This window comes from Bradyrhizobium sp. Bra64 (assembly GCF_024519875.1).
Classification (GTDB): domain Bacteria; phylum Pseudomonadota; class Alphaproteobacteria; order Rhizobiales; family Xanthobacteraceae; genus Bradyrhizobium; species Bradyrhizobium japonicum_G.
The window spans coordinates 24,573-45,526 of sequence record NZ_JALJRD010000017.1 but is presented as its reverse complement, the minus strand read 5'-3'; the positions used below and the strand labels follow the sequence as shown (position 1 = coordinate 45,526).

Below are 20,954 nucleotides of genomic sequence, written 5' to 3'. Positions count from 1 at the left end.
GGGAGGGAGCGCACCGCGTTCGCGGCGGCAGCGACATCCAATCGCGACATGCTACCGGTCCGGGCTGGCGCGCTCGAACTGGCGCAGCAGCTTGTTGCCGCGCTCGACCGCGGAATCGAGCGCTTCCTGCGCGCTCTTGTGGCCGGCAAAGGCCTGCTCCAGCTCGTCCTCGATGGCGCCGCGGATCAGCACGAAGGAGCCGAGCCGGATGCCCTTCGAATTCTCGGTCGGCGGATGCAGCGTGATCTCCTCGAACGAAATCGCGGAGCCCGGGGTACGCTCGTAAAAACCCTGCGCGCGCGTCAGCTCGAAGGCGGCGCGGGTGACCGGCAGATAGCCGGTGTTCTGGTGCCAGGCGGCCTGCACGCCGGGCTGCGACAGATAGGCGAAGAATCGCGCCACGCCCTTGTATTCCTCGCGCGGGCGGTCGCGCAGCACCCACAGCGTGGCGCCGCCGATGATCGAGTTCTGCGGCGCGCCCTTCACGTCGGGCCAGTACGGCATCATGCCGTAGCCGATCTCGAATTTCGAGTTCGCCTTGATGTCGGCGCGCGTCGCCGAGGAACCGATGAAGATGCCGCATTCGCCGTTCTGGAAGCGCGGCTCGGCCGACTGGCCGCGGCCGCTGTAGTCGAACAGTTTTGTCTTCTGCCATTCGGCGAGCTGGGCAACGTGTTTGACGACGACCGGATTGTTGATCGTCAGCTCGGCATCCAACCCGGCAAAGCCGTTCGTGCGGGTTGCGAGCGGCAGATTGTGAAATGCCGAAAAGTTCTCGACATGGATCCATGACGGCCAGGACGTGGTGAAGCCGCATACGGCGCCGCGGTCGCGCAGGCGCTTTGCAGCCGCACCGAGCTCCGGCCAGGTCTTCGGCGGCGTCTCCGGGTCGAGGCCCGCATCGCGGAACATGGTCTTGTTGTAGTAGAGGATCGGCGTCGACGAGTTGAACGGGAACGACAACAGATTGCCGGCCGCATCGGTGTAATAGCCGGATACGGCGGGAAGGTAATCGTTGAGCGAGAACGGCTCGCCCTGGTCGCGCATCAGGCTGAACACCGGATAGATCGCGCCCTTGGCCGCGGTCATGGTGGCGGTGGCAACCTCGTTGACCTGCACGATCGCGGGCTGGCTGCGCGAGCGGAAGGCGAAGATCGCCGCCGTCACCGTTTCGGTGTAGTTGCCCTTGTAGCTCGGCACGATGCGGTAGTCGGACTGCGAGGCATTGAAGTCGGAGGTGAGCTTGTCGAGCTGCTTGCCGAGTTCGCCCGACATGGCGTGCCACAGTGCGATGTCGGTGGCGGCGTTTGCCTGCGCGGAGAACGTAAAGGCCGCGGCGGCGGCAACGACCTGCAAAAAGCGCAATGCTGAAATCACGATGGCTGTTTCCGTGTCGCGCGGCAAAAGGCGACGCATCCTGCTTACGGCGCGGCATTTCCAGTTTCAACCGGGAATGCGCGCCGGCCGCGCCGCACAATTACGCCGTGGCGCCCGGCGGGATGGCCTTCCCTTAACCATCTGCTAGATTGCATTGAACCTTTTGCTCCCGCCATAGACTCCACCACTGAGGGGTTGAGTGTGCCAGTGTTGAACCGTGCCGAATTTTCGCGGACCGGGGTGGTTTTCGTCGCGCTTCTGATCGCCATCTGCGCGACGGGCGCCGTTGCGCGCGAATTCCGCGCTGCCGACACCCAGACCGAGGATTACCCCACCGTGCAGGCGCTGCGCTACATGGGCGCCCTGATCGCCGAGCGCACCGGAGGCCGGCACGAGATCAAGGTATTTCATTCCCGCCAGCTCGGCGAGGAGAAGGAGACCATCGAGCAGACCCGGGCCGGCGCGATCGACCTCAACCGGACCAATGTCGCGCTGATCGGCAACTTCGTTCCGGCGATGAACGTGCTTGCGATGCCGTTCCTGTTCCGGTCCATCGAGCACATGCAGAAGGTGCTGGACGGGCCGATCGGCAGCGAGATCCTGAACAGCTTCGAGCCCTACGGCTTCGTCGGGCTCGCCTTCTACGATTCCGGCGCGCGGTCGATCTACAACGGCGTCCGCCCGGTCAGGAGCATCGCGGACCTCAAGGGATTGCGGATCCGGGTGCAGCAGTCGGAGTTGATGAGCCAGATGATCCGCTCGCTCGGCGCGGAGCCGGTCGAGATGCCCTATGGGCAGGTGCTCGCCGGGCTTGCCAACCACCTGATCGACGGCGCCGAAAACAACTGGCCATCCTTCGTGACGACAGACCATTACAAACATGCCGGCTACCTCGCGCTCACCGAGCACACGATGAGCCCCGAAGTGCTGGTGATCTCGCTGAAGGCCTGGAAGAGCCTGTCGGCCGACGACCAGACCATCTTCAGGGAGGCCGCCCAGCGCTCCAGCCGCTTCATGCGCGAGAAATGGCGCGACCTCGAGGAGCAGTCGCAGCGCACGGCGCAGGAGGCGGGCGTCACCATCGTCAGGGACATCGACCGCAAGCCGTTCGAGGACGCGATGGTCAGGATCTATGTCGGGGCCGAGCGCGATCCCGCCGCCGCCGCTTTGATCGAACGCATCCGCAAGGTGGAGTGAGGCCTCTTGCCCGGGCTTGGACACAGCGAGCACGCAGACAGGCCGCCCGGCCCGATCGGGCGGCTGCGCGCGCGGCTCGTCGGCGTGCTCCGCGCGGTGCCGATCCGCTGGCGCATCCTGTCGATCGCGGCGCTGAATTCCGCCGTGGTGGTGGTGCTGGTCGCGCTGATCTGGAACGGCTCGCAGGTGCTGGGCTCGGCCTGGGACGACGTGCGCCAGGTGCGTGAATCCGACCGGATTCTGGCGCTGCTCGAAAGCGAGACCGGGCGGCTGCACAATCTGATCCACCGCTACATCAACCAGCCGAGCCCGGACCTGTTCGCCGAAATCCTGCTGCTGCGCGAGGCGGTGCTGGGCACGCTGACCAACCGCGCCGCCAAGGACCCGATGCTGTCGGGCTCGGTCGAGGAGCTGGAGCGCACCACCGACCGCTTCCTCAACGGCTTTGGCGAGCTGCGCAGCGTCCAGGCCACCATCGCCAAGACCTATGAGGAGCAGGTGCAGGGACCGGCCAAGGACATGGCCGGCCTCTACTCCATCATCGAAGGCGCCACCGGCCATCGCGACGCGCTGATCTGGCCGTCGCTCGGCAAGTCGCGCGAGGCCTTCACCGCGATGCTGGTCGCGGCCAATTCCTATTATCTGTCGCTGTCATCGGGCGCGGCAGACGACGCGCGCCGCAACACCGAGACGATCGAGAAGACCGTCCCCGTGATGATCGATCTCGCCGACAACGACCTGCAGAGGATGGCGCTGCAACGGCTCGGGACCCGCACCGCCGCGCTGCGCGAGGGCTTCGCAAAGCTCTCCGAGCAGCTCACGAGCCGCACCGAGCTGTTGCGCAACACGATCGACGCCAACCAGGCCGAGGCCATCGGCGCCATCGACGATCTCTCGACCAAGATGCGCCAGCGCGAGCAGAAGGCGCAGGCGACGTTCGACCGCGCGCTCGCCGATATTTCGCGGCGGGTGCTGTCGATCGCGGTGATCTTCCTCGGCATCATCCTCAGCGCCGGCGTGCTGATCGCGCTGTCGATCCGGCTGCCGCTGCAGCAGATCATGGCGGCGATGCGCGCGATCACGCTCGGCGACCTCGACCGCGAGGTACAGGGCATCACGGCGCGCGACGAGGTCGGCGCCATGGCGCGCGCGGTGGAAGTGTTCCGCGAGAACGCGATCGCCAAGCGCCAGACCGAGGACGAGTTGCGCGCGTCCAAGGAGAAGGCCGAGAGCGCGCTGCTCGAGCTCAACGCCGCGCAGCAAAATCTGATCGACGCCGAGCGGCTCGCGGCGCTCGGCGGCCTCGTCGCCGGCGTCGCGCACGAGGTCAACAACCCGATCGGCATCAGCCTCACGGTGGCGTCCAGCCTTGCCCGGCGCACCGAGATGTTCGAGGCCCAGCTCAAGGGCGAAGGCGGCCTGCGCCGCTCGCAGCTGGAGGAATTCGTGCAGTCCTCGCGCGACGCCTCGCAGCAGCTGGTCGGCAACCTCCAGCGCGCCGGCGAACTGATCCAGTCGTTCAAGCAGGTCGCGGTCGACCGCTCGCATGCCGAGCGGCGGCAGTTTTCCTTGAGCGAAGCCACCGACCAGATCATCGCGAGCCTGCGCCCGGTGCTGAAGCGCTCGCCGACCACGCTCCAGGTCGACATGCCGGAGGGGCTGCTGCTCGACGGCTACCCCGGCTCCTACGGCCAGATCCTGACCAACCTCTTCCTCAACGCCGCCAACCACGCCTTTGCCGACGGCCGGGCCGGTACCATCACGATCTCGGCGCGGCCGCGGGGGGCCGACGACGTCGAGATCATCTTCAGCGATGACGGGGCCGGCATGACCCCCGACGTGCAGCGCCAGGCCTTTGACCCATTCTTTACCACCCGGCGCAATGAAGGTGGCACGGGACTTGGCCTGCATATCGTCTATAACCTCGTCACCCAGCAGCTCGGCGGCCGCATGATGCTGGAATCCAAGCTGGGACAAGGCACTACTTTTCGCATTATCATGCCGCGGGTCGCCAAGGGCGGCACGCAAAGCACAGAGACCGACGGGACTTCTCAATGGCCGAACAGGACGATGTCCTCCACCTGATCGACGACACCGGTAGCGCGTCGGAGGATACGGACGCCCGGAAATGGAAGATCGCCGTCATCGACGACGATCAGGCCGTGCACGACGGCACCCGCTTCGCGCTGTCCGACTACAGCCTCAACGGCCAGGGCCTGGAGATCCTGTCGGCCCATTCCGCGGCGGAAGGTCGCAAGCTGATGGCCGCGCATAGCGACATCGCCGCCGTGCTGCTCGACGTCATCATGGAGACCGATGTCGCCGGCCTCGATCTCGTCGAGTTCATCCGCAACGAGCTCAAGAACGAGACAGTGCGCATCATCCTGCGCACCGGCCAGCCGGGCCAGGCGCCCGAGCGGCGCGTGATCGTGCAGTACGACATCAACGACTACAAGGCCAAGACCGAGCTCACCGCCGACAAGCTGTTCACGTCGCTGACCGCGGCACTGCGCTCCTACCAGCAGCTCGAGCGCATGTTGCAGACTCGGCGCGGGCTCGAGATCATCATCGACGCCGCCTCGACGCTGTACGACTTCAAGTCGATGCAGCGGCTCGCCGAGGGCGTGCTGACCCAGCTCGCCTCGCTGCTCAACGTCGATTGCGCCGGCATACTGGTCCTGCGCGACAATGGCGGCGTCGACCCCGAGCTCTCGGTGCTCGCCGGGAGCGGCTGCTACAGCCGCTTCATCGGCATGACCACGTCGAAGACGCTCGACCCGGAGCTGCGCCAGATGGTGGAGGACGCCTTCCAGCGCCGCAAGAACGAATTCGCCGACCATCGCAGCGTGATCTATCTGCGCACCGGAAGCGGCCGCGAGGTGGTGGTGCTGCTCCAGGCCGAGCGCGAGCTGTCCGAGACCGACCGCTCGCTGGTCGAGATCTTCTCCAGCCGGCTCTCGATCGCGTTCGACAACGTCATCCTCTACCAGCAGCTCCAGGCTGCCAACACGCAGCTCGAGGACCGCGTCGCCCAGCGCACCCGCGCCCTGATGCAGGCCAACCGCCGCCTCTCGGCGCAATGGCTGCGGCTGCAGCGTGCCAATGGCTTCAAGAACGAGATTCTGGGCACCGTCGCGCACGACCTGAAGAACCCGCTCGGCGTCATCCTCGGCCGCACCGAGATGTTGAAGGAGCTGATCTCGACCGGCGCGTCGGAAGGCGGAGTGGTCGCCCAGGTCGACCACATCCGCGACGCCACCAAGCGCCTGACCACGATGGTCGATCACCTGATCTCGGACGCGATGGCCGATGCCTTCGACATCACCATCCGCCGCGAGCCGGTCGACGTCGCAGCCCTGGTCAAGGAGGTCGCCGAGGCCAACCAGCCGCTCGCCGTCAACAAGCAGCAGGCGATCAGCGTCACCGCGCCGTCCAACATCGTCACCATGTGCGACACCGACCGCATCCGCGAGGCGATCGACAACCTCATCAGCAACGCCATCAAATACTCGCCGATCGGCGGCAAGATCGGCGTCGTCGTCAGCCATGAGGGCGGCGACACCGTCATCCGCGTCAGCGACGAGGGCGCCGGCCTGTCGCCGGAAGACCTCGGCCGCCTGTTCGGCCGGTTCCAGCGGCTGTCGGCAAAACCGACCGCGGGCGAGAGCTCGACGGGGCTTGGGTTGTCGATCGTCAAGCGTATTATCGACATGCATGGCGGCGAAGTGACCGCCGACAGCGAGGGCCCCGGCAAGGGCTCGACCTTCACCATCGCCCTTCCCGCGACCGAAATGCCGTGATGTTGAGACCATGACCCAAAGCCAGCACATCATGATCGTCGACGACGAGGCCCCGGCCCGGGAGATGGTCGGCGATTACCTCAAGATGCACGGCTTCACCGTGACGCTGTGCGACGGCGGCAAGAGCTTGCGCACCGCGATCCAGGGCGGCATGCCCGATCTGGTCGTGCTCGACCTCAACATGCCCGAGGAAGACGGGCTCTCGATCATCCGCGACCTCAAGAGCCGCATCAACGTGCCGGTGATCATGCTCACCGCGACGGCGAGCCCGATCGACCGCGTCGTCGGCCTCGAGCTCGGCGCCGACGATTACGTGGCAAAGCCGTGCGAGCTGCGCGAACTGATGGCGCGCATCCGCTCGGTGCTGCGCCGGAGCGCACCGGTGAAGGCGGCGGCGACGGAAACGGCGGCTGCGAAATCGGACAAGGATCAATTGGTACGGTTCGGGACAAAGTGGCTCGATCTCGAAGCCCAGGCCTTGCGCGACGACGAAGGCAACGAGCACCCGCTGACCGCATCCGAATTCGGGCTCTTGAAGGTGTTCGCGGCCAATCCGAAGCGCGTGCTGTCGCGCGAGCGCCTGCTGGAATTAGCCAACGCGCGCGACGCCGAAGCCTTCGACCGCGCCGTGGATCTGCGCATCATGCGCATCCGCCGCAAGATCGAGCCCGATCCCGCAAAACCCGCCGTGATCCGCACCATCCGCGGCGGCGGCTATCTGTTCTCGCCCGGAGGCGAGAAGGCGTAGCGGCGATAACAACAGCCTTCGCCGGGACGACATCGAGATTGAGGCAGCAACCGAACGCAACAGACGGAAATTCGTTCCCGGCGCCTCGGACGGCCTCCAAATCTCGACCCCCGTATTTTCCGCACATTGAAATTACACGCTTTTTTACCCCGAATGTTTCGTCGCGCCCTGTCCCACGAAACAATTTGGCGGCGCACGAAACCATTTTCCGCTTTTCGTGCAGACGTCCCGAAACGTTGGCTCATTAACACTTTGGTCCAAGGAAACGCCGCTCGGTTGCGGCGCTACGGGGAGCCAAGTCAATGCCGAACGTCATCGCCATCAACGCCCAAGCCAGCCAGAGCATCATTGCCGCTCAGGCGACCTCGGACGACATGCTTCTTGAAAGCATTGCCGACGGCAACCGGACGTCGATGCACATCCTTTATTGCCGTCACAATGTGCGCGTCTACCGCTTCATCCTGCGCATCGTGCGCGATGCCACCACGGCGGAAGACCTCGTCAGCCAGGTGTTTCTGGACGTGTGGCGGACCGCCGGTCAATTCCAGGGCCGCTCGCAGGTTTCGACCTGGCTGCTCTCGATCGCCCGCTTCAAGGCGCTGACCGCGATGCGCCAGCGCCGCTTCGAGGACATCGACCAGGAAGACGTGCGCCAGATCGCGGATGATTGCGACACGCCGGAGACCTCGCTCGACCGCAGCGACACCAGCGCCATCCTGCGCGCCTGCGTGCAAAAACTGTCACCCGCACATCGCGAGATCATCACCCTCGTCTACTATCACGAGAAGTCGGTGGAGGAGGTCGGCCAGATCATCGGCATCCCCCAGAGCACGGTGAAGACCCGGATGTTCTACGCCCGCAAGCAATTGGCCGAGTTGCTTAAGGTCGCCGGCGTCGACCGTTTCGCCGCCTAAGGCCAAGGATTTCAACGGGATAGGACCGCCCATTCGGCCCTGTCCCCGGACACGGAAGTGTTACCGCCGACGAAACAATTGAAACAAAGCACAACATCAGGCGGAAAAACTTCCCTCCTATAAAGCTCACACACGGTTTCGCTTAAACCTCCCAAGACCTCCAACGACCCGGACGGGATGCCCCCCTCCGGGTCGTTTTGTATCTGGGGCTTACCTGTCGGCTACTAGCTCCGGCGTCGGTGGCCCACTTGAGTGAGGCGGCCACCACTTTCTCATTCCCTCCCCCCTTGCGGGGGAGGGGCAGGGAGGGGGGTGCCACGAACTCCGACCTCGCTTGGGGCTACCCCCCTCCCCTGCCCTCCCCCGCAAGGGGGGAGGGAGCGCACCACCGTCGTCGCCGGCACAGTTGCCTCGCGACGCAGCCACACGTCACGAACGTGTGACGCCACGTAACGACCGGCACATCCGGCCCGAACTGCCCTCGTGACTCCCTCCACGAGTGCCCCATGCTCGAGCTGACCTTCGCCGTCCTTGCCGGCATCCTCACCATCGCCGCGCCCTGCACGTTGCCCATGCTGCCGATCCTGCTCGGTGCTTCGATCGGGCGCGCGGGGCATCTGCGGCCCGCGATGATCGCGCTCGGCTTCGTCGTCTCGTTCTCGGCGGCCGCGCTGCTGCTGGGTGCGATCACGCAGGCATTCGATTTCGATCCGAACGTGCTGCGCGAGGCCGCCTCGATCCTGCTGCTCGGCTTCGGCCTGTTGATGCTGTGGCCGGCGCCGTTCGAATGGCTGTCGATCCGCCTCAATGGCTGGCTCGATCTCGGCAATGCGAGCACGACGCAACGCGAGGGCGCGCTCGGCGGGCTGGTGCTCGGCACCACGCTCGGCCTGGTCTGGACGCCCTGCGCCGGCCCGGTGCTCGGCTCGATCCTGACGCTGGTTGCGACGTCGAAAAATCTTGCCTGGGCCGGCACGCTGCTGATCGCCTACGCCATCGGCGCGGCGATCCCGATGCTGGCGATCGCCTATGGCGGACAGGCCGCGACCACGCGGGTGCGCAGTCTTTCGCGCATCTCGCCGCGGCTCCAGCAGGGTTTTGGACTCGTCGTGATCGCCTTCGCGGTCGCCGCCTACTTCCAATACGACACGCTGATCGTGGCGTGGCTCACCGGCTTCTATCCCACCGGCCAGATCGGCCTGTGATCACCCTGCATCTCAACCGGAGGACGCTTCAATGACCCTGAAATTGCTCGCCGTGTCTGCCTCGCTGATCGGCTTCGCCCTGACCGGCGCCGCCATTCCGGGCATCTGCGACGAGGCCACGCCCGCGGCGCCGATCCAGGTCGCGGCCGCGAGCCTACAGACCGCGCCCGACTTCACCGGGATCAGCACCTGGTTCAACTCGAAGCCGCTCAACATTGCCGATCTCCGCGGCAAGGTCGTGCTGGTCGACTTCTGGACCTATGGCTGCGTCAACTGCGTCAACACACTGCCGCACGTCACCGACCTCTATGCAAAATACAAGGACAAGGGCCTCGTCGTGGTCGGCGTGCACACGCCGGAATTCCCGTTCGAGCGCTCGGCCTCCAACGTGCAGGCCGCGCTGAAGCGCCATGGCATCACTTATCCGGTGGCGCAGGACAATGATTCCAAGACCTGGAACGCCTACAGCAACCAGTATTGGCCGGCGCAATACATCATCGACCAGAACGGCAAGATCGTGTTCCAGCACGCCGGCGAAGGCCGCTACGACGAGATCGACCGCACCGTGGCAAAGCTGCTGAACGCCAGCAGCTGATTTCGTGGAGGTAGACAAAGAGTCCTATAGGATGCGAGCACGGCATGGGTCATCAATGCACTGGCCGGGGCGCGATGGCTTAGCTGAGCCGCCAGATCGGCGCCCGCATCGCCACGACTTGTCGTGTTGGACGGGAGCGCCGATGTTATCGAACCTTGATCCGATCGTGCTCGCACGCGCGCAGTTTGCCTTCACGATGTCGTTTCACATCGTGTTTCCGGCGTTCTCGATCGGGCTTGCCAGCTACCTGGCGGTGCTCGAAGCGCTCTGGCTATGGACCGGCCGCGAGGTCTTCATCAACCTGTTCCACTACTGGCTGAAGATCTTCGCGATCGCTTTCGGCATGGGCGTGGTGTCCGGCATCGTGATGTCCTACCAGTTCGGCACCAACTGGTCGGTCTTCGCCGACAAGACCGGGCCGGTGATCGGTCCCTTGATGGCCTACGAGGTGCTGACCGCGTTCTTCCTCGAGGCGGGCTTCCTCGGCGTCATGCTGTTCGGTCTCGAACGCGTCGGCCCGCGGCTGCACTTCGTCGCGACGCTGATGGTCGCGATCGGCACCCTGATCTCGGCGTTCTGGATCCTCTCGGCCAATTCGTGGATGCAAACCCCGGCCGGCTACGCCGTGAATGCCGACGGCCAGTTCGTGGTCGCCGACTGGTTCAAGGTGATCTTCAATCCGTCCTTTCCCTACCGTCTCGTGCACATGGTGCTCGCTGCCTATCTGACGACGTCGCTCGTGGTCGGCGCCGTCGGCGCCTATCACCTGCTGCGCGACCCGCATCTTGCCGGTCCGCGGGTGATGTTCTCGATGGCGATGTGGATGGCGGCGATCGTCGCGCCGATCCAGATCCTGGCGGGCGACCAGCACGGCCTCAACACGCTGGAGCATCAGCCGGCCAAGGTGATGGCGATGGAAGGGCATTACCAGAGCCATCCCGACGGCGCGCCGCTGGTCCTGTTCGGCTTGCCCGATCAGGCGGCCGGCAGGGTCGACTATCAGATCGCCATCCCGAAACTGTCGTCGCTGATTCTGAAGCACTCTCTCGACGCGCCGCTCGCGGGACTCGATACCGTACCGCGCGAAAACTGGCCGCCGGTGCCGATCACATTCTGGTCGTTCCGCATCATGATCGCGCTCGGCTTCCTGATCTTCGCGCTGGGGCTGTTCAGCCTGTGGACGCGCTGGCGCGGCACCCTGTTTGTCTCCCGGCCGCTGCATATTTTCGCGCTGACGATGGGGCCGGCGGGGTTTATCGCGGTGCTCGCTGGCTGGATCACCACCGAGACCGGCCGGCAGCCCTTCACGGTCTACGGCCTGTTGCGAACCGCCGACGCCGTCTCGCCGCTGGCCGCGCCCGCGGTCGGCTCGTCGTTGCTGGCTTTCGTAGCCGTCTATTTCATCGTGTTCGCGGCGGGCGCCATCTACATTCTGCGTCTGATGGCGGCCTCGCCGCATCACGGCGAGCAGGGGCCAGGCGGCGACATGCCGACGCGCGCCGCCGGAATCACGCCGGCGTCGGGCGTCGCGGGACAAGGGGCGCTGTCATGATCGCCGTCATTGACCTCGCTACAGTCTGGGCATTCATCATCGCCTTCGCGGTGTTCGTCTATGTCGTGATGGATGGATTCGATCTCGGCCTCGGAATGCTGTTCCCCCTATTTCCCGCCAAGGCCGACCGCGACGTCATTATGAACACGGTGGCGCCGGTCTGGGACGGCAACGAGACCTGGCTGGTGCTGGGCGGCGGCGGCCTGATGGCGGCCTTTCCGCTCGCCTATGCGGTGCTGATGCCGGCGCTCTACACACCCATGATCGCGATGCTGATCGGTCTGGTGTTCCGCGGCGTTGCCTTCGAATTCCGCTGGCGCACCACGGCCACACGAAACCGCTGGGACATTGCCTTTGCCGGCGGATCGCTGCTGGCGACGCTGGCGCAGGGCGTCGCGCTCGGCGCCATCCTGCAAGGCGTGCACGTCGAGGCGCGACACTATGCCGGCGGCTGGTGGGATTGGCTGACGCCGTTCAGCATATTGACGGGCGTCGCCCTGATCATCGGCTATTCCCTGCTGGGCGCCACCTGGCTCATCCTGAAGACCGAGGGCGCCCTGCGCGACAAGGCCTATCGGCTGAGCTGGTATCTGCTGTTCGGGATGCTCGCGGCGATTGCTCTGGTCAGCATCGCCACGCCGTTTCTCAGCATCCAGTACGCGCAGCGCTGGTTCGCCTGGCCAAGCGTCGTCCTGGCCGCGCCGGTTCCGATCGCGGTCGCCGGGGTCACCGCGCTTCTGATGCGCAGCCTCGCGCAAAAGCAGGACTCGCGACCGTTCCTGCTCTCGCTGATGTTGTTCGCCCTGTCCTATGCCGGGCTCGGTATCAGCATGTATCCCTACATCGTGCCGCAGAGCATCACGATCTGGCAGGCAGCCGCGCCGCAGAACAGTCAGATCTTCATGCTGGTCGGCGTGGCTGGACTGGTGCCGCTGATTCTCGGCTACACCGGCTGGGCCTATTGGGTGTTCCGCGGCAAGGTCCGGGCCGGGAGCGGTTATCACTGATGCCGCGCAGGGCAGAGCCAGGGCAGCTCGGGCGGCGGCTGATGTGGTTCGCCATCCTCTGGCTCGGCGGGGTGGGCGCCGTGACCGCGATTTCGTTCGGTCTCAGACTGTGGCTTGCGCCGAAATGATCGGCCCGGCCGCTGAACCCCAATAGCTGACGCGGCAGGCCCCGATGCGGCTTGACTCCACGGACCCGTCCGTGGAGTTTCGCGGCCTTGAAATCAGCCGCCCGCAATGGACGACGCGACCACCAGCAACGACATCCGCCTTCGTGAAGGCTCCTCGATCGCGCAGCGGCTAGTGATGGCCGGCTCCGCGGCCGCCGTCGCGCTGTGCTTCACGCCGGGCCTTTTCACCCACGACGCCATGGAGGTGACCATCTCCGTGGCGGCGCTCCTGCTGGGAGCGGCGTTCGTCACCGGCATCATGCTGGCGCCCGCGGTGGTGTGGATCATCACGCCGACCGAGATCCTGATCGGGCAACAACGTCCGTTCGGAAAGCTCCGCACGCGGATCGTCGCCAAGGACGACATCAGCGGATTGCAGGTCCCAGGCAGCAAGAGGGCGAAAGCCCGCTTCCAATTGGCCTTCACGCTGGCTTCGGGCGAGCGCCTGACCTCCCCGCCGATCTCCGACGTCACGCATGTGCGCGACACGGTGGCGCGGATCGCGGCGCAGTTCGACGTCCCCGACGTCGAGGCACCGCTCAATCCGCTCGATGCCAGCAATCCCGAGATGCGTCTCGGCGATCCGCTCGAGCCGTTTCCCGCAAGGGATATCAGGATCGTCGCGCTGATCGTCGTCGCATTGTGTGCCGTTCCCTACGCCTACAAGCTCTGGCGCGGCCTGCCGCCCGGCCCGGTCGACATCATGCTGCTGCCGGTTGGTGCGATCGCCGCTTTCGCCGTGCACAGATATGCCAATCTCGTGACCGGCGCCTTCTGGATCATTCGGCCGGAGGACATTCGCGTCGAGCGCCTGTGGGGCGACGGCAGCTTGCGCGCCGACCATATCGCGGGGCGCGAGGTGAAGACGATCACGGTCGAGCGCCGTGGCCGGTCCGAGGACGAGCATTGCATCGTGGTGATCCGATTGCAGTCCGGACAGCGGTTTCGCAGTCCGCGCATCGGCTCGCGGCTCGAGGCGCGCGCCGTGGGGACCGAAATCGTCCGGCGGCTCGGGATCGCGCCGGAGAGCAACAAGATTTAGCTGGCATCCAGCGCGAATTGGCGAAGTTGATCTCACCGCGGCGGAGGGAGCGCACCGCCATCGTGGGCAGCAATCTGGGCTTTTCGCGCCATCCCCTGTTTGTGGCATTGCCCGATACCGTCAAAAAAGCAAAGCATTCTCGTGACATACCAGCCGGGCGCGCCATCAACTTGCCATGAACATGGCCCTGAGATTTGATGGTTCCGAATGATTTGCGCTGTGGCAGCGGGGAGAGCTTGAAATGACGGATTTTCGTCGCCTGACCGGGGCGTTTGTGGCTGCGATCGGCCTGATCTTGTCCGCACCCCAAGCCTTCGCACAGCAGCCCGACCGCGGCGACGAGCCCGGCCTGGTCGCCGACGATTCCTACCAGCTCGATCCGGAATGGCAGAAGCAGGTCGTCTACTACCGCACGACCGAAGCGCCGGGCACCATCATCATTTCGACCTCCGAGCGTCACCTCTATCTGGTGCAGCCCGGCGGGCGCGCGATCCGCTACGGCATCGGCGTCGGCCGCGACGGCTTCCAGTGGCAGGGGCTGGTGAACATCACCAACAAGAAGGAATGGCCGGACTGGACGCCGCCGGCGGAAATGATCCAGCGCCAGCCCTATCTGCCGCGCTTCATGGCCGGCGGCCCCGGCAATCCGCTCGGCGCCCGCGCCATGTATCTCGGCACCACCGTCTACCGCATCCATGGCACCAACCGCCCCGATACGATCGGGACCAAGGTGTCCTCGGGCTGCTTCCGTCTCGTCAACAATGACGTCGCCGATCTTTACGATCGCGTCCCTGTTGGCACCAAGGTGGTCATCCGGCAGAAGCCCGAAATCTAAGTCTTGTAATTTGAGCATGATCTTTCCGGAAAGGCGCTTCGCACTTTGCGCTAGCGCGGCCCTCCGGGCCCGGATCATGCTCTCAGCCTTCCTTCGGACTCCTTTTCCCGATTATTTCGAGAGAGCAACATGATGCGCACATTTCGAGGCGGCCTGCTGATCGGGCTCGCGGTTGCCGTGCTGGTCGCGGTTCTGGCCATCATCTATGAGTTCTACGACACCCGCACCCTGAAGCGCACGGTTCGCCGCGGCGAGGTTCTGTGCGGCGTCAACAAGGGCCTGCCGGGCTTCTCGATCCCGGACGACAAGGGCAACTGGACCGGCTTCGACGTGGATTTCTGCCGCGCGGTGGCGTCTGCGATCTTCGACGATCCGGGCAAGGCGAAGTTCGTTCCGCTCGACGCCAGCGAGCGCTTCAAGGAATTGCAGAGCCGGAAAGTCGACATCCTCTCGCGCAACTCGACCTGGAGCATGGCGCGCGAGCTCGACTACGACCTCTATTTCCCCGCGGTCGCCTATTACGACGGCGCCGGCTTCATGCTGCCGCGCGCACGCAACAAGGAGACGTCGCTGGACCTGACCGGAAGCAAGGTCTGCGTCCAGTCCGGCACCACCACGCTGCTCAACGTCGCCGACTACTTCCGTGCCAACAACATGAAGTACGAAGAGATGAAGTTCGACAAGCTCGACGACGTCGTGAAGGCCTACGACACCGGCAAGTGCGACACGCTCTCCGCGGACGTCTCCCAGCTCTACGCGCTGCGGCTGAACCTGTCGAAGCCCGGCGACCACATGATCCTGCCGGACATGATCTCCAAGGAGCCGCTCGCCCCCGTGGTGCGCCAGCGTGACGACGACTGGATGATGATCGTGAAGTGGACGCTCTACGCGATGATCAACGCGGAAGAGCTGGGTGTCAGTTCCGAGAACATCGACGAGGCCCTGAAGTCGAAGAAGCCGGAAGTGATGCGCCTCGTCGGCACCGAGGGCAATTACGGCGAGCAACTTGGCCTCACCAAGGACTGGGTCGTCCGCATCATCCGCCACGTCGGCAATTACGGCGAGATGTACGAGCGCAATATCGGCGCGAAGTCCAAGCTGAAGATTCCGCGCGGCATGAACCAGCTGTGGAATGCCGGCGGCGTGCAGTACGCGCCGCCGATGCGGTAAGGGCGGTCTAACCGCCGTCATTGCGTTGACGGTGTTGCCAAAGCGTACGCTGCGTTCCCTCCCCCCTTGCGGGGGAGGGTTAGGGAGAGGGGTGCCACACGGCACACTCTATCCTTCGCGCTCTACGTGAGGCGTGCGGCTCTGTCGCGACGGACGCACCTTTTCCTGGGCTACCCCTCTCCCCCGCCCTCCCCCGCAAGGGGGGAGGGAGCGCAGGGTGCCGTGTTGCCCCGCCCCCGCCTCAATACCCCCGCGCCCGGGCCAGCTGCTCGGTGTGGTAATTGGCGTCGCCGAACAATTCCTCGCACACCCGCGCGCGCTTCATGAAGAAGCCGATGTCGAACTGGTCGGTCATGCCCATGCCGCCATGCATCTGCACGCCTTCCTGCACCGCGCGGGTGGCGGTGGTGCCGGCGCGCGCCTTTGCGACTGCGACGGCTGACGTGGCCTTGGCAACGTCAGTATCCAGCGCCTGCAGCGCCTTCATCACGGCGGCGCGGGTGATCTCGATGTCGACATAGAGCTCGGCGGCGCGGTGCTGCAGCGCCTGGAATTCGCCGATCAGCTTGCCGAACTGCTTGCGGCTCTTCAGATACTCGACGGTGCGGCCGAACACCTCTTCGCTGAGGCCCACCATTTCGGAGGCGACCGCGCCGCGCCCGATGTCGAGCACGCCATCGAGCAGGCCGGCGCCCTGATCGATTTCGCCGAGCACGCTGTCGGCATTGACCTCGACATTGGCAAGCTCGATCCGTGCCGCGTTGTGCGCGTCCACCATGATGGTGCGCTCGATTGCAACGCCCTTGGCCTTGGGGTTGACCAGGAACAGCGTCAGCCCCTCGCGCTCGCCGGCCGAACCCGCGGTGCGCGCGGCGACGATGAAGAGGTCGGCGACGTGGCCGTCGACGACCAGTGCCTTGGCACCGCTCAGCCTGAAACCGTTGCCGGCGCGCACTGCCTGGAGGCTGGTCTGGAGCGGGCGATGCTTTGCGCCCTCGTCGATCGCGAGCGTCGCCAGCAGCGAGCCGTTGGAGATTTTTGGCAGGTACTCGGATTTCTGCGCGGCATTGCCGCCGCGGTTCAGCGCCGAGGCCGCGACCACGCTGGTGGCGAGGAACGGCGACGGCATCAAGGTGCGGCCGATCTCCTCCATCACCACGCCGGCCTCGACGAAGCCGAGACCGGAGCCGCCGAACTCTTCCGGCACCAGCAAGCCGGCAAAGCCCATCTCGGCGAAGGAATGCCAGAACTCCTTGGAGAAGCCGGTGGGATCCTTGCTATCGCGCAATTGGCGCAGATGCGGCACCGGCGCCTTGTCGCTGATCAGTCCACGCGCTGAATCGCGGAGCATCGATTGTTCTTCGGTGAGGACGAGGGCCATGTGCGTGGTTCCGATTCGAAATCTGTTTTTGCTTCGTCATTCCGGGATGGCCCGAAGGGCCAGACCCGGAATCCATTGAGCGGCAGAGTTGGTGGATGAATGGATTCCGGGTTCGCGCTTCGCGCGCCCCGGAATGACGCAAAGCCTCACGCCCCCGGCAGATCGAGGATACGCTTGGCGACGATGCCAAGCATCACCTCGCTCGTACCGCCCTCGATCGAGTTGGCCTTGGTGCGCAGCCAGGCGCGCGGACGGGCGCCTTGCCTGGAGCGCTCGCTCTCCCATTCCAGCGCATCGACGCCGCCGGCCGACATCAGGATCTCGTAGCGGCGCTTGTTGAGCTCGGTGCCGTAATATTTCATCGCCGAGGAGAACGCCGGATGCGCCTGCCCCGCCTTGGCCAGATCGACCGCGCGCTCGGCGCAGGCCGCAAGCGCGGCTTCATCGACATCGAAGGTGGCGATCCGTCCGCGCAGCATCGCATCGTCGAGCCGCCCTTGCGCGTCGGCGCCGACGGAATCGGCCGCGATCTGGCCGAGCGGACGACCGACGCCGCGCTCGCCCATGCCCGAGATCATCGCGCGCTCGTGCTGAAGCAGGTATTTCGCGACGTCCCAGCCGCGGTTGACGGTGCCGACCACATGCGACTTCGGCACGCGGACGCCGTCGAAGAAGGTCTCGCAGAACGGCGAGTAGCCCGAGATCAACAGAATCGGCTTGGTCGTCACGCCCTTCGAGGTCATGTCGAACAGGATGAAGCTGATGCCGTCGTGCTTCTTCGCCGTGGAATCGGTACGGACGAGACAGAATATCCAGTCGGCGTAATTGGCGTAGGAGGTCCAGATCTTCGACCCCGTGATGACGAAGTCGTCGCCGTCGCTCTCGGCGCGGGTCTGGAGCGACGCGAGATCGGAGCCGGCGTTCGGCTCGGAATAGCCCTGGCACCAGCGGATCAGGCCCGCCGCGATCTTCGGCAGATGTTCCTGCTTCTGCGCCTCGTTGCCGTATTTGAGCAGCGCCGGCCCGAGCATCCAGATGCCGAAGCTCGACAGCGGCGGACGCGCGCCGATCTTCGCCATCTCCGCGCGCAGCACCTTGTGCTCGGCCGCGCTCAGACCGCCGCCGCCATATTCCCTAGGCCAGTCCGGCACGGTCCAGCCCTTGTCGCGCATGCGCTCGAACCAGATGCGCTGCGGCTCGGAGGAGAACTTCGTATTGCGTCCGCCCCAGAACACGTCTGCGTCGGAGGTCGCGGGCTTGCGCATCTCCGGCGGGCAATTGGCTTCGAGCCAGGCGCGCGTCTCGCTGCGGAATTGTTCGAGATCAGCCGTTTCAGAATCTGTCATGGGTCGTTTCCATCAGGCAAAATCGACTTATTGGTCGCGACTCTGGGCCATCGTCTCGTGGAATTCAACCACTTCCGTGCCGCTGCATTCGGCTATAGTCGCGGCCACGGCGAGGCTTGAAAACAAAGAGGAAACAACAATGCGCCTGAAACTTCTTTCGCCTGGCGAAATGAACGAGAGCCAGCGGCAGACCTATGACGAGTCGATTGCCGGCAAGCGCGGCAAGCCGCCGGCGCCGATGATGGCCTGGCTCAACAGTCCCGACATGGCGCGTCATGCCACGCGGCTCGGCGAGGTCCTGCGCTACGACACGATATTCCCGGCAAAGCTTTCGGAGATCGCGATCCTGGTGACGGCGCGGCACTGGACCGCTCATTACGAATGGTATGCGCACAAGCGCCTCGCGCTTGCAGGCGGCATGAAGCCCGAGATCATCGACGCCATCCGCGACCGCCGCACGCCTGAGTTCGACGACCCCAAGGGCAGGATGATCTACGACGTGGCAAAGTCGCTGCATGAGGGCCACGGCGTCGAGAAGGGCCTCTATCATGAGGCCGTGAAGCTGCTCGGCGAGCGCGGCGTGGTCGAGGTGATCGGGCTGTGTGGCTATTACACGCTGGTGTCGATGACGCTGAACACGTTCGAGTTCGGCCTGCCCGAGGGTGAGGTGTCGGAGCTGGCTTGATTGCCCAACTGGAAACGCTGGGTTTCGGGATAGGCCGGTAGCACTGTCCCGAGGTCCGCCTTATGTGAGGTGATCAACGGAGCAGCACGATGTCGCAAAACCAAGCCGTCCATGCCGGCACCAGGATCGGCCACGTCCACCTCAAGGTCGCCGATCTCGATCGCGCGCTCGGCTTCTATTGCGGCGTGCTCGGTTTCGAGCTGATGCAGCGCATGGGGTCGGGCGCGGCCTTCATCTCGGCCGGCGGCTATCACCACCACATCGGGCTCAACACCTGGGAGAGCAAGGGCGGCTCGCCGCCACCGCCAGGCACCACCGGGCTCTATCACACCGCGATCCTCTATCCGACGCGCCCCGCGCTGGCGGACGCGCTGCACCGCGTGCTGTCGGCGGGCATTGCGTTGGATGGGGCGAGCGACCATGGCGTGTCCGAAGCGCTGTATCTGCGCGATCCGGACCAGAATGGCGTGGAGCTGTATCGGGACCGGCCGAAGGAGCAGTGGCCGTTCGGGCCGGACGGCAAGCTTGCGATGATCACCAAGCGGCTGGACGTCGAGGAGCTGCTGCGACAGCGGGAGGCGTGACGTCGCTTTCGCCTCTCGTCATTGCGAGCGCAGCGAAGCAATGACGGAGTGTGTCGAGGCGCCGCGTCTCTACGAAGTCTTCGCGTGTGGCGCACCCCGCACCATGATCAGCGCCGCGGCCGCCACCTCCAGCGCGATGCAGAGATAAAACGGCAGCGAATAGCCGCCGGAGAGATCGCGCAGGAAGCCGACGACGCCGGGACCGAAGGCATAGGTCACCTGGTTGATCGCGGTGTTGAGGCTGATCAGCACGCCGAACGAGGCGGAATCGAACTCCTGCTGGACGATCAGCGACGGCAGGGTGATGAGGTTGCCGACCGAGAAGCCGAACACCGCGCAGGCCGCGATCAGCACGTAGTCGTTGTGCAGGTTGATGACGACCAGAAGCGCCGCCGCCTGGCTCAGGAACGACAGCGCGGAGGCGAGGCGCTGGTTGATCCGGTCGATCACCAGCGAGAACAGCACCCGGCCGACCACGGCCATCGCCGTCAGCACCGCGACAGCCACGGCGGCGCGCTCGCGCCCGATCACGGGATCGAGGAACGAGATCAGGTGGACGATGAAGCCGACCTGCGCGAACAGCACCAGCGCGAAGGCGATCGTCACCGTGAGGAAGCCAACGTCGCGCAGCGCGGCCTTGCGGATCTGCGCCGACGATTGCGGCTTCGCATTCGTCGCCGCGTGCCAACCATCCAGATCAGGCGGCCGGCCGACGACGATCAGGATCACCGGCACGAGCAGCATCAGCATGGCGCCGGCGACGCTAAACATCGCACTGGCGAAGCCGGTATGGCCGATCAAGGTCACCAGCAGCGGCACGCCGACGATGCCGCCGAAGCTTGCGCCGTTCAGCGCGAGGCTGATGGCCATGCCGCGCTTGTGGTCGAACCACAGGCTGATGGTGTTGGTGATCATGGCCAGACTGGTGCCGGCCCAGCCGAAGGCGAGCACGGCATCGGCGAGATAGAGCTGCCAGGGCTCGCGCACCGCGCCGATCGCGACCGCGGCGGCCGCCATCGCCAGCGTGCCCGCGATCAGGCAGAGCCGCGGACCATATTTCCGGACGGCTTCGCCGACGAACACGACGAGCAGCGCGCCGAACAGATAGAAGAACGTCGTGCCCGAGGAGATCAGCGAGGCCGACCAGCCGTGCGCACGCTGGAGCTCGGCGACGTAGACGCTCTGGCCGTAGAAGCCGAGCCCCCAGCCGAAGGTCGCGAGCAGGAAGCAGACCGCGACGATGCGCCAGCCTTCGTAACGGAGGGAGGATTCGTCGATCGGTGCGCCGTGACGGGGATTGTCGAGCATTTGCGCTTCTCCTTCGCATCCCCCGCGTTGTGATTTTCCGT

19 protein-coding genes are annotated in these 20,954 nt (G+C 65.2%); 15 read left to right on the top strand and 4 right to left on the bottom strand.

Annotated features, from left to right (window positions below):
* Nucleotides 1-51: 51 nt before the first annotated feature.
* A complete protein-coding gene (gene ugpB / locus NR187_RS30945) occupies nt 52-1,416 on the bottom strand; it encodes a sn-glycerol-3-phosphate ABC transporter substrate-binding protein UgpB (protein ID WP_256808890.1) in 1,365 nt (454 codons plus the stop codon).
* 162 nt (nt 1,417-1,578) lie between these two features.
* Here ugpB and NR187_RS30940 point away from each other — a divergent pair, with 162 nt between their 5' ends.
* The 13 genes from NR187_RS30940 to NR187_RS30880 all read left to right on the top strand — a co-directional run bounded on the left by NR187_RS30940 (nt 1,579) and on the right by NR187_RS30880 (nt 15,609).
* Entirely contained in the window at nt 1,579-2,574 is a 996-nt protein-coding gene (locus tag NR187_RS30940; protein ID WP_256808889.1) for a TRAP transporter substrate-binding protein, read from the top strand.
* A gap of 54 nt (nt 2,575-2,628) precedes the next feature.
* Nucleotides 2,629-4,659 (top strand): ATP-binding protein, encoded by a 2,031-nt coding sequence (locus NR187_RS30935; RefSeq protein WP_256808935.1) that lies wholly within the window; start codon nt 2,629-2,631, stop codon nt 4,657-4,659.
* Nucleotides 4,629-6,374 (top strand): DUF3369 domain-containing protein, encoded by a 1,746-nt coding sequence (locus NR187_RS30930; RefSeq protein WP_211384100.1) that lies wholly within the window; start codon nt 4,629-4,631, stop codon nt 6,372-6,374. The genes NR187_RS30935 and NR187_RS30930 overlap by 31 nt, the downstream gene beginning before the upstream one ends.
* A 10-nt stretch (nt 6,375-6,384) precedes the next feature.
* Complete coding sequence (locus NR187_RS30925; RefSeq protein ID WP_256808888.1) at nt 6,385-7,122, top strand: response regulator; 738 nt, start codon at nt 6,385-6,387, stop codon at nt 7,120-7,122.
* 302 nt (nt 7,123-7,424) lie between these two features.
* Nucleotides 7,425-8,036 (top strand): sigma-70 family RNA polymerase sigma factor, encoded by a 612-nt coding sequence (locus NR187_RS30920; RefSeq protein ID WP_211384098.1) that lies wholly within the window; start codon nt 7,425-7,427, stop codon nt 8,034-8,036.
* A 506-nt stretch (nt 8,037-8,542) separates the two neighbouring features.
* The gene (locus NR187_RS30915; protein WP_211384097.1) at nt 8,543-9,241 is read left to right on the top strand and encodes a cytochrome c biogenesis CcdA family protein; all 699 of its coding nucleotides are present in this window, start codon (nt 8,543-8,545) and stop codon (nt 9,239-9,241) included.
* A gap of 31 nt (nt 9,242-9,272) precedes the next feature.
* Entirely contained in the window at nt 9,273-9,836 is a 564-nt protein-coding gene (locus NR187_RS30910; RefSeq protein ID WP_211384096.1) for a thioredoxin family protein, read from the top strand.
* A gap of 142 nt (nt 9,837-9,978) precedes the next feature.
* Nucleotides 9,979-11,388 carry a cytochrome ubiquinol oxidase subunit I gene (locus NR187_RS30905; protein WP_211384095.1) on the top strand — a complete coding sequence of 470 codons (1,410 nt, stop codon included), beginning with the start codon at nt 9,979-9,981 and terminating at the stop codon, nt 11,386-11,388.
* Nucleotides 11,385-12,395, top strand: a complete 1,011-nt coding sequence (gene cydB, locus NR187_RS30900) for a cytochrome d ubiquinol oxidase subunit II (RefSeq protein WP_256808887.1) — start codon at nt 11,385-11,387, stop codon at nt 12,393-12,395. The genes NR187_RS30905 and cydB overlap by 4 nt, the downstream gene beginning before the upstream one ends.
* Nucleotides 12,395-12,523 (top strand): DUF2474 domain-containing protein, encoded by a 129-nt coding sequence (locus NR187_RS30895; RefSeq protein ID WP_211384093.1) that lies wholly within the window; start codon nt 12,395-12,397, stop codon nt 12,521-12,523. The genes cydB and NR187_RS30895 overlap by 1 nt, the downstream gene beginning before the upstream one ends.
* A gap of 106 nt (nt 12,524-12,629) precedes the next feature.
* Entirely contained in the window at nt 12,630-13,604 is a 975-nt protein-coding gene (locus NR187_RS30890) for a hypothetical protein (RefSeq protein WP_256808886.1), read from the top strand.
* A 241-nt stretch (nt 13,605-13,845) separates the two neighbouring features.
* Complete coding sequence (locus tag NR187_RS30885; protein ID WP_211384091.1) at nt 13,846-14,439, top strand: L,D-transpeptidase; 594 nt, start codon at nt 13,846-13,848, stop codon at nt 14,437-14,439.
* Between the two features lie 132 nt (nt 14,440-14,571).
* Nucleotides 14,572-15,609, top strand: coding sequence for an amino acid ABC transporter substrate-binding protein (locus NR187_RS30880; protein ID WP_211384217.1), 1,038 nt, complete (start codon nt 14,572-14,574; stop codon nt 15,607-15,609).
* A gap of 241 nt (nt 15,610-15,850) precedes the next feature.
* Here NR187_RS30880 and NR187_RS30875 read toward each other — a convergent pair whose 3' ends face one another.
* Both NR187_RS30875 and NR187_RS30870 read right to left on the bottom strand, forming a co-directional pair.
* On the bottom strand, nt 15,851-16,990 hold the full coding sequence (locus tag NR187_RS30875) for an acyl-CoA dehydrogenase family protein (RefSeq protein ID WP_211384090.1): 1,140 nt from the start codon (nt 16,988-16,990) through the stop codon (nt 15,851-15,853).
* Between the two features lie 146 nt (nt 16,991-17,136).
* Nucleotides 17,137-18,336 (bottom strand): acyl-CoA dehydrogenase family protein, encoded by a 1,200-nt coding sequence (locus NR187_RS30870; RefSeq protein WP_256808885.1) that lies wholly within the window; start codon nt 18,334-18,336, stop codon nt 17,137-17,139.
* A gap of 139 nt (nt 18,337-18,475) precedes the next feature.
* On the opposite strand from NR187_RS30870, the gene NR187_RS30865 reads away from it, so the two are divergent.
* Together NR187_RS30865 and NR187_RS30860 are read left to right on the top strand one after the other, a co-directional pair.
* A complete protein-coding gene (locus NR187_RS30865; protein WP_211384088.1) occupies nt 18,476-19,021 on the top strand; it encodes a carboxymuconolactone decarboxylase family protein in 546 nt (181 codons plus the stop codon).
* An 89-nt stretch (nt 19,022-19,110) separates the two neighbouring features.
* Nucleotides 19,111-19,605 carry a VOC family protein gene (locus tag NR187_RS30860; RefSeq protein WP_211384087.1) on the top strand — a complete coding sequence of 165 codons (495 nt, stop codon included), beginning with the start codon at nt 19,111-19,113 and terminating at the stop codon, nt 19,603-19,605.
* Nucleotides 19,606-19,674: 69 nt separating this feature from the next.
* Here the strand turns inward: NR187_RS30860 and NR187_RS30855 are convergent, their stop codons facing one another.
* Nucleotides 19,675-20,913, bottom strand: coding sequence for an MFS transporter (locus NR187_RS30855; RefSeq protein ID WP_256808884.1), 1,239 nt, complete (start codon nt 20,911-20,913; stop codon nt 19,675-19,677).
* Between the last annotated feature and the right edge of the window lie 41 nt (nt 20,914-20,954).

Excerpts from the sequence above, each read along its gene's own strand:
- ugpB (WP_256808890.1), bottom strand. The coding sequence starts at position 1,416 with ATGCGTCGCCTTTTGCCGCGCGACACGGAAACAGCCATCGTGATTTCA.
- NR187_RS30930 (WP_211384100.1), top strand. The coding sequence starts at position 4,629 with ATGGCCGAACAGGACGATGTCCTCCACCTGATCGACGACACCGGTAGC.
- NR187_RS30925 (WP_256808888.1), top strand. The coding sequence starts at position 6,385 with ATGACCCAAAGCCAGCACATCATGATCGTCGACGACGAGGCCCCGGCC.
- NR187_RS30920 (WP_211384098.1), top strand. The coding sequence starts at position 7,425 with ATGCCGAACGTCATCGCCATCAACGCCCAAGCCAGCCAGAGCATCATT.
- NR187_RS30915 (WP_211384097.1), top strand. The coding sequence starts at position 8,543 with ATGCTCGAGCTGACCTTCGCCGTCCTTGCCGGCATCCTCACCATCGCC.
- NR187_RS30910 (WP_211384096.1), top strand. The coding sequence starts at position 9,273 with ATGACCCTGAAATTGCTCGCCGTGTCTGCCTCGCTGATCGGCTTCGCC.
- NR187_RS30905 (WP_211384095.1), top strand. The coding sequence starts at position 9,979 with ATGTTATCGAACCTTGATCCGATCGTGCTCGCACGCGCGCAGTTTGCC.
- cydB (WP_256808887.1), top strand. The coding sequence starts at position 11,385 with ATGATCGCCGTCATTGACCTCGCTACAGTCTGGGCATTCATCATCGCC.
- NR187_RS30895 (WP_211384093.1), top strand. The coding sequence starts at position 12,395 with ATGCCGCGCAGGGCAGAGCCAGGGCAGCTCGGGCGGCGGCTGATGTGG.
- NR187_RS30890 (WP_256808886.1), top strand. The coding sequence starts at position 12,630 with ATGGACGACGCGACCACCAGCAACGACATCCGCCTTCGTGAAGGCTCC.
- NR187_RS30885 (WP_211384091.1), top strand. The coding sequence starts at position 13,846 with ATGACGGATTTTCGTCGCCTGACCGGGGCGTTTGTGGCTGCGATCGGC.
- NR187_RS30880 (WP_211384217.1), top strand. The coding sequence starts at position 14,572 with ATGCGCACATTTCGAGGCGGCCTGCTGATCGGGCTCGCGGTTGCCGTG.
- NR187_RS30875 (WP_211384090.1), bottom strand. The coding sequence starts at position 16,990 with ATGGCCCTCGTCCTCACCGAAGAACAATCGATGCTCCGCGATTCAGCG.
- NR187_RS30870 (WP_256808885.1), bottom strand. The coding sequence starts at position 18,336 with ATGACAGATTCTGAAACGGCTGATCTCGAACAATTCCGCAGCGAGACG.
- NR187_RS30865 (WP_211384088.1), top strand. The coding sequence starts at position 18,476 with ATGCGCCTGAAACTTCTTTCGCCTGGCGAAATGAACGAGAGCCAGCGG.
- NR187_RS30860 (WP_211384087.1), top strand. The coding sequence starts at position 19,111 with ATGTCGCAAAACCAAGCCGTCCATGCCGGCACCAGGATCGGCCACGTC.
- NR187_RS30855 (WP_256808884.1), bottom strand. The coding sequence starts at position 20,913 with ATGCTCGACAATCCCCGTCACGGCGCACCGATCGACGAATCCTCCCTC.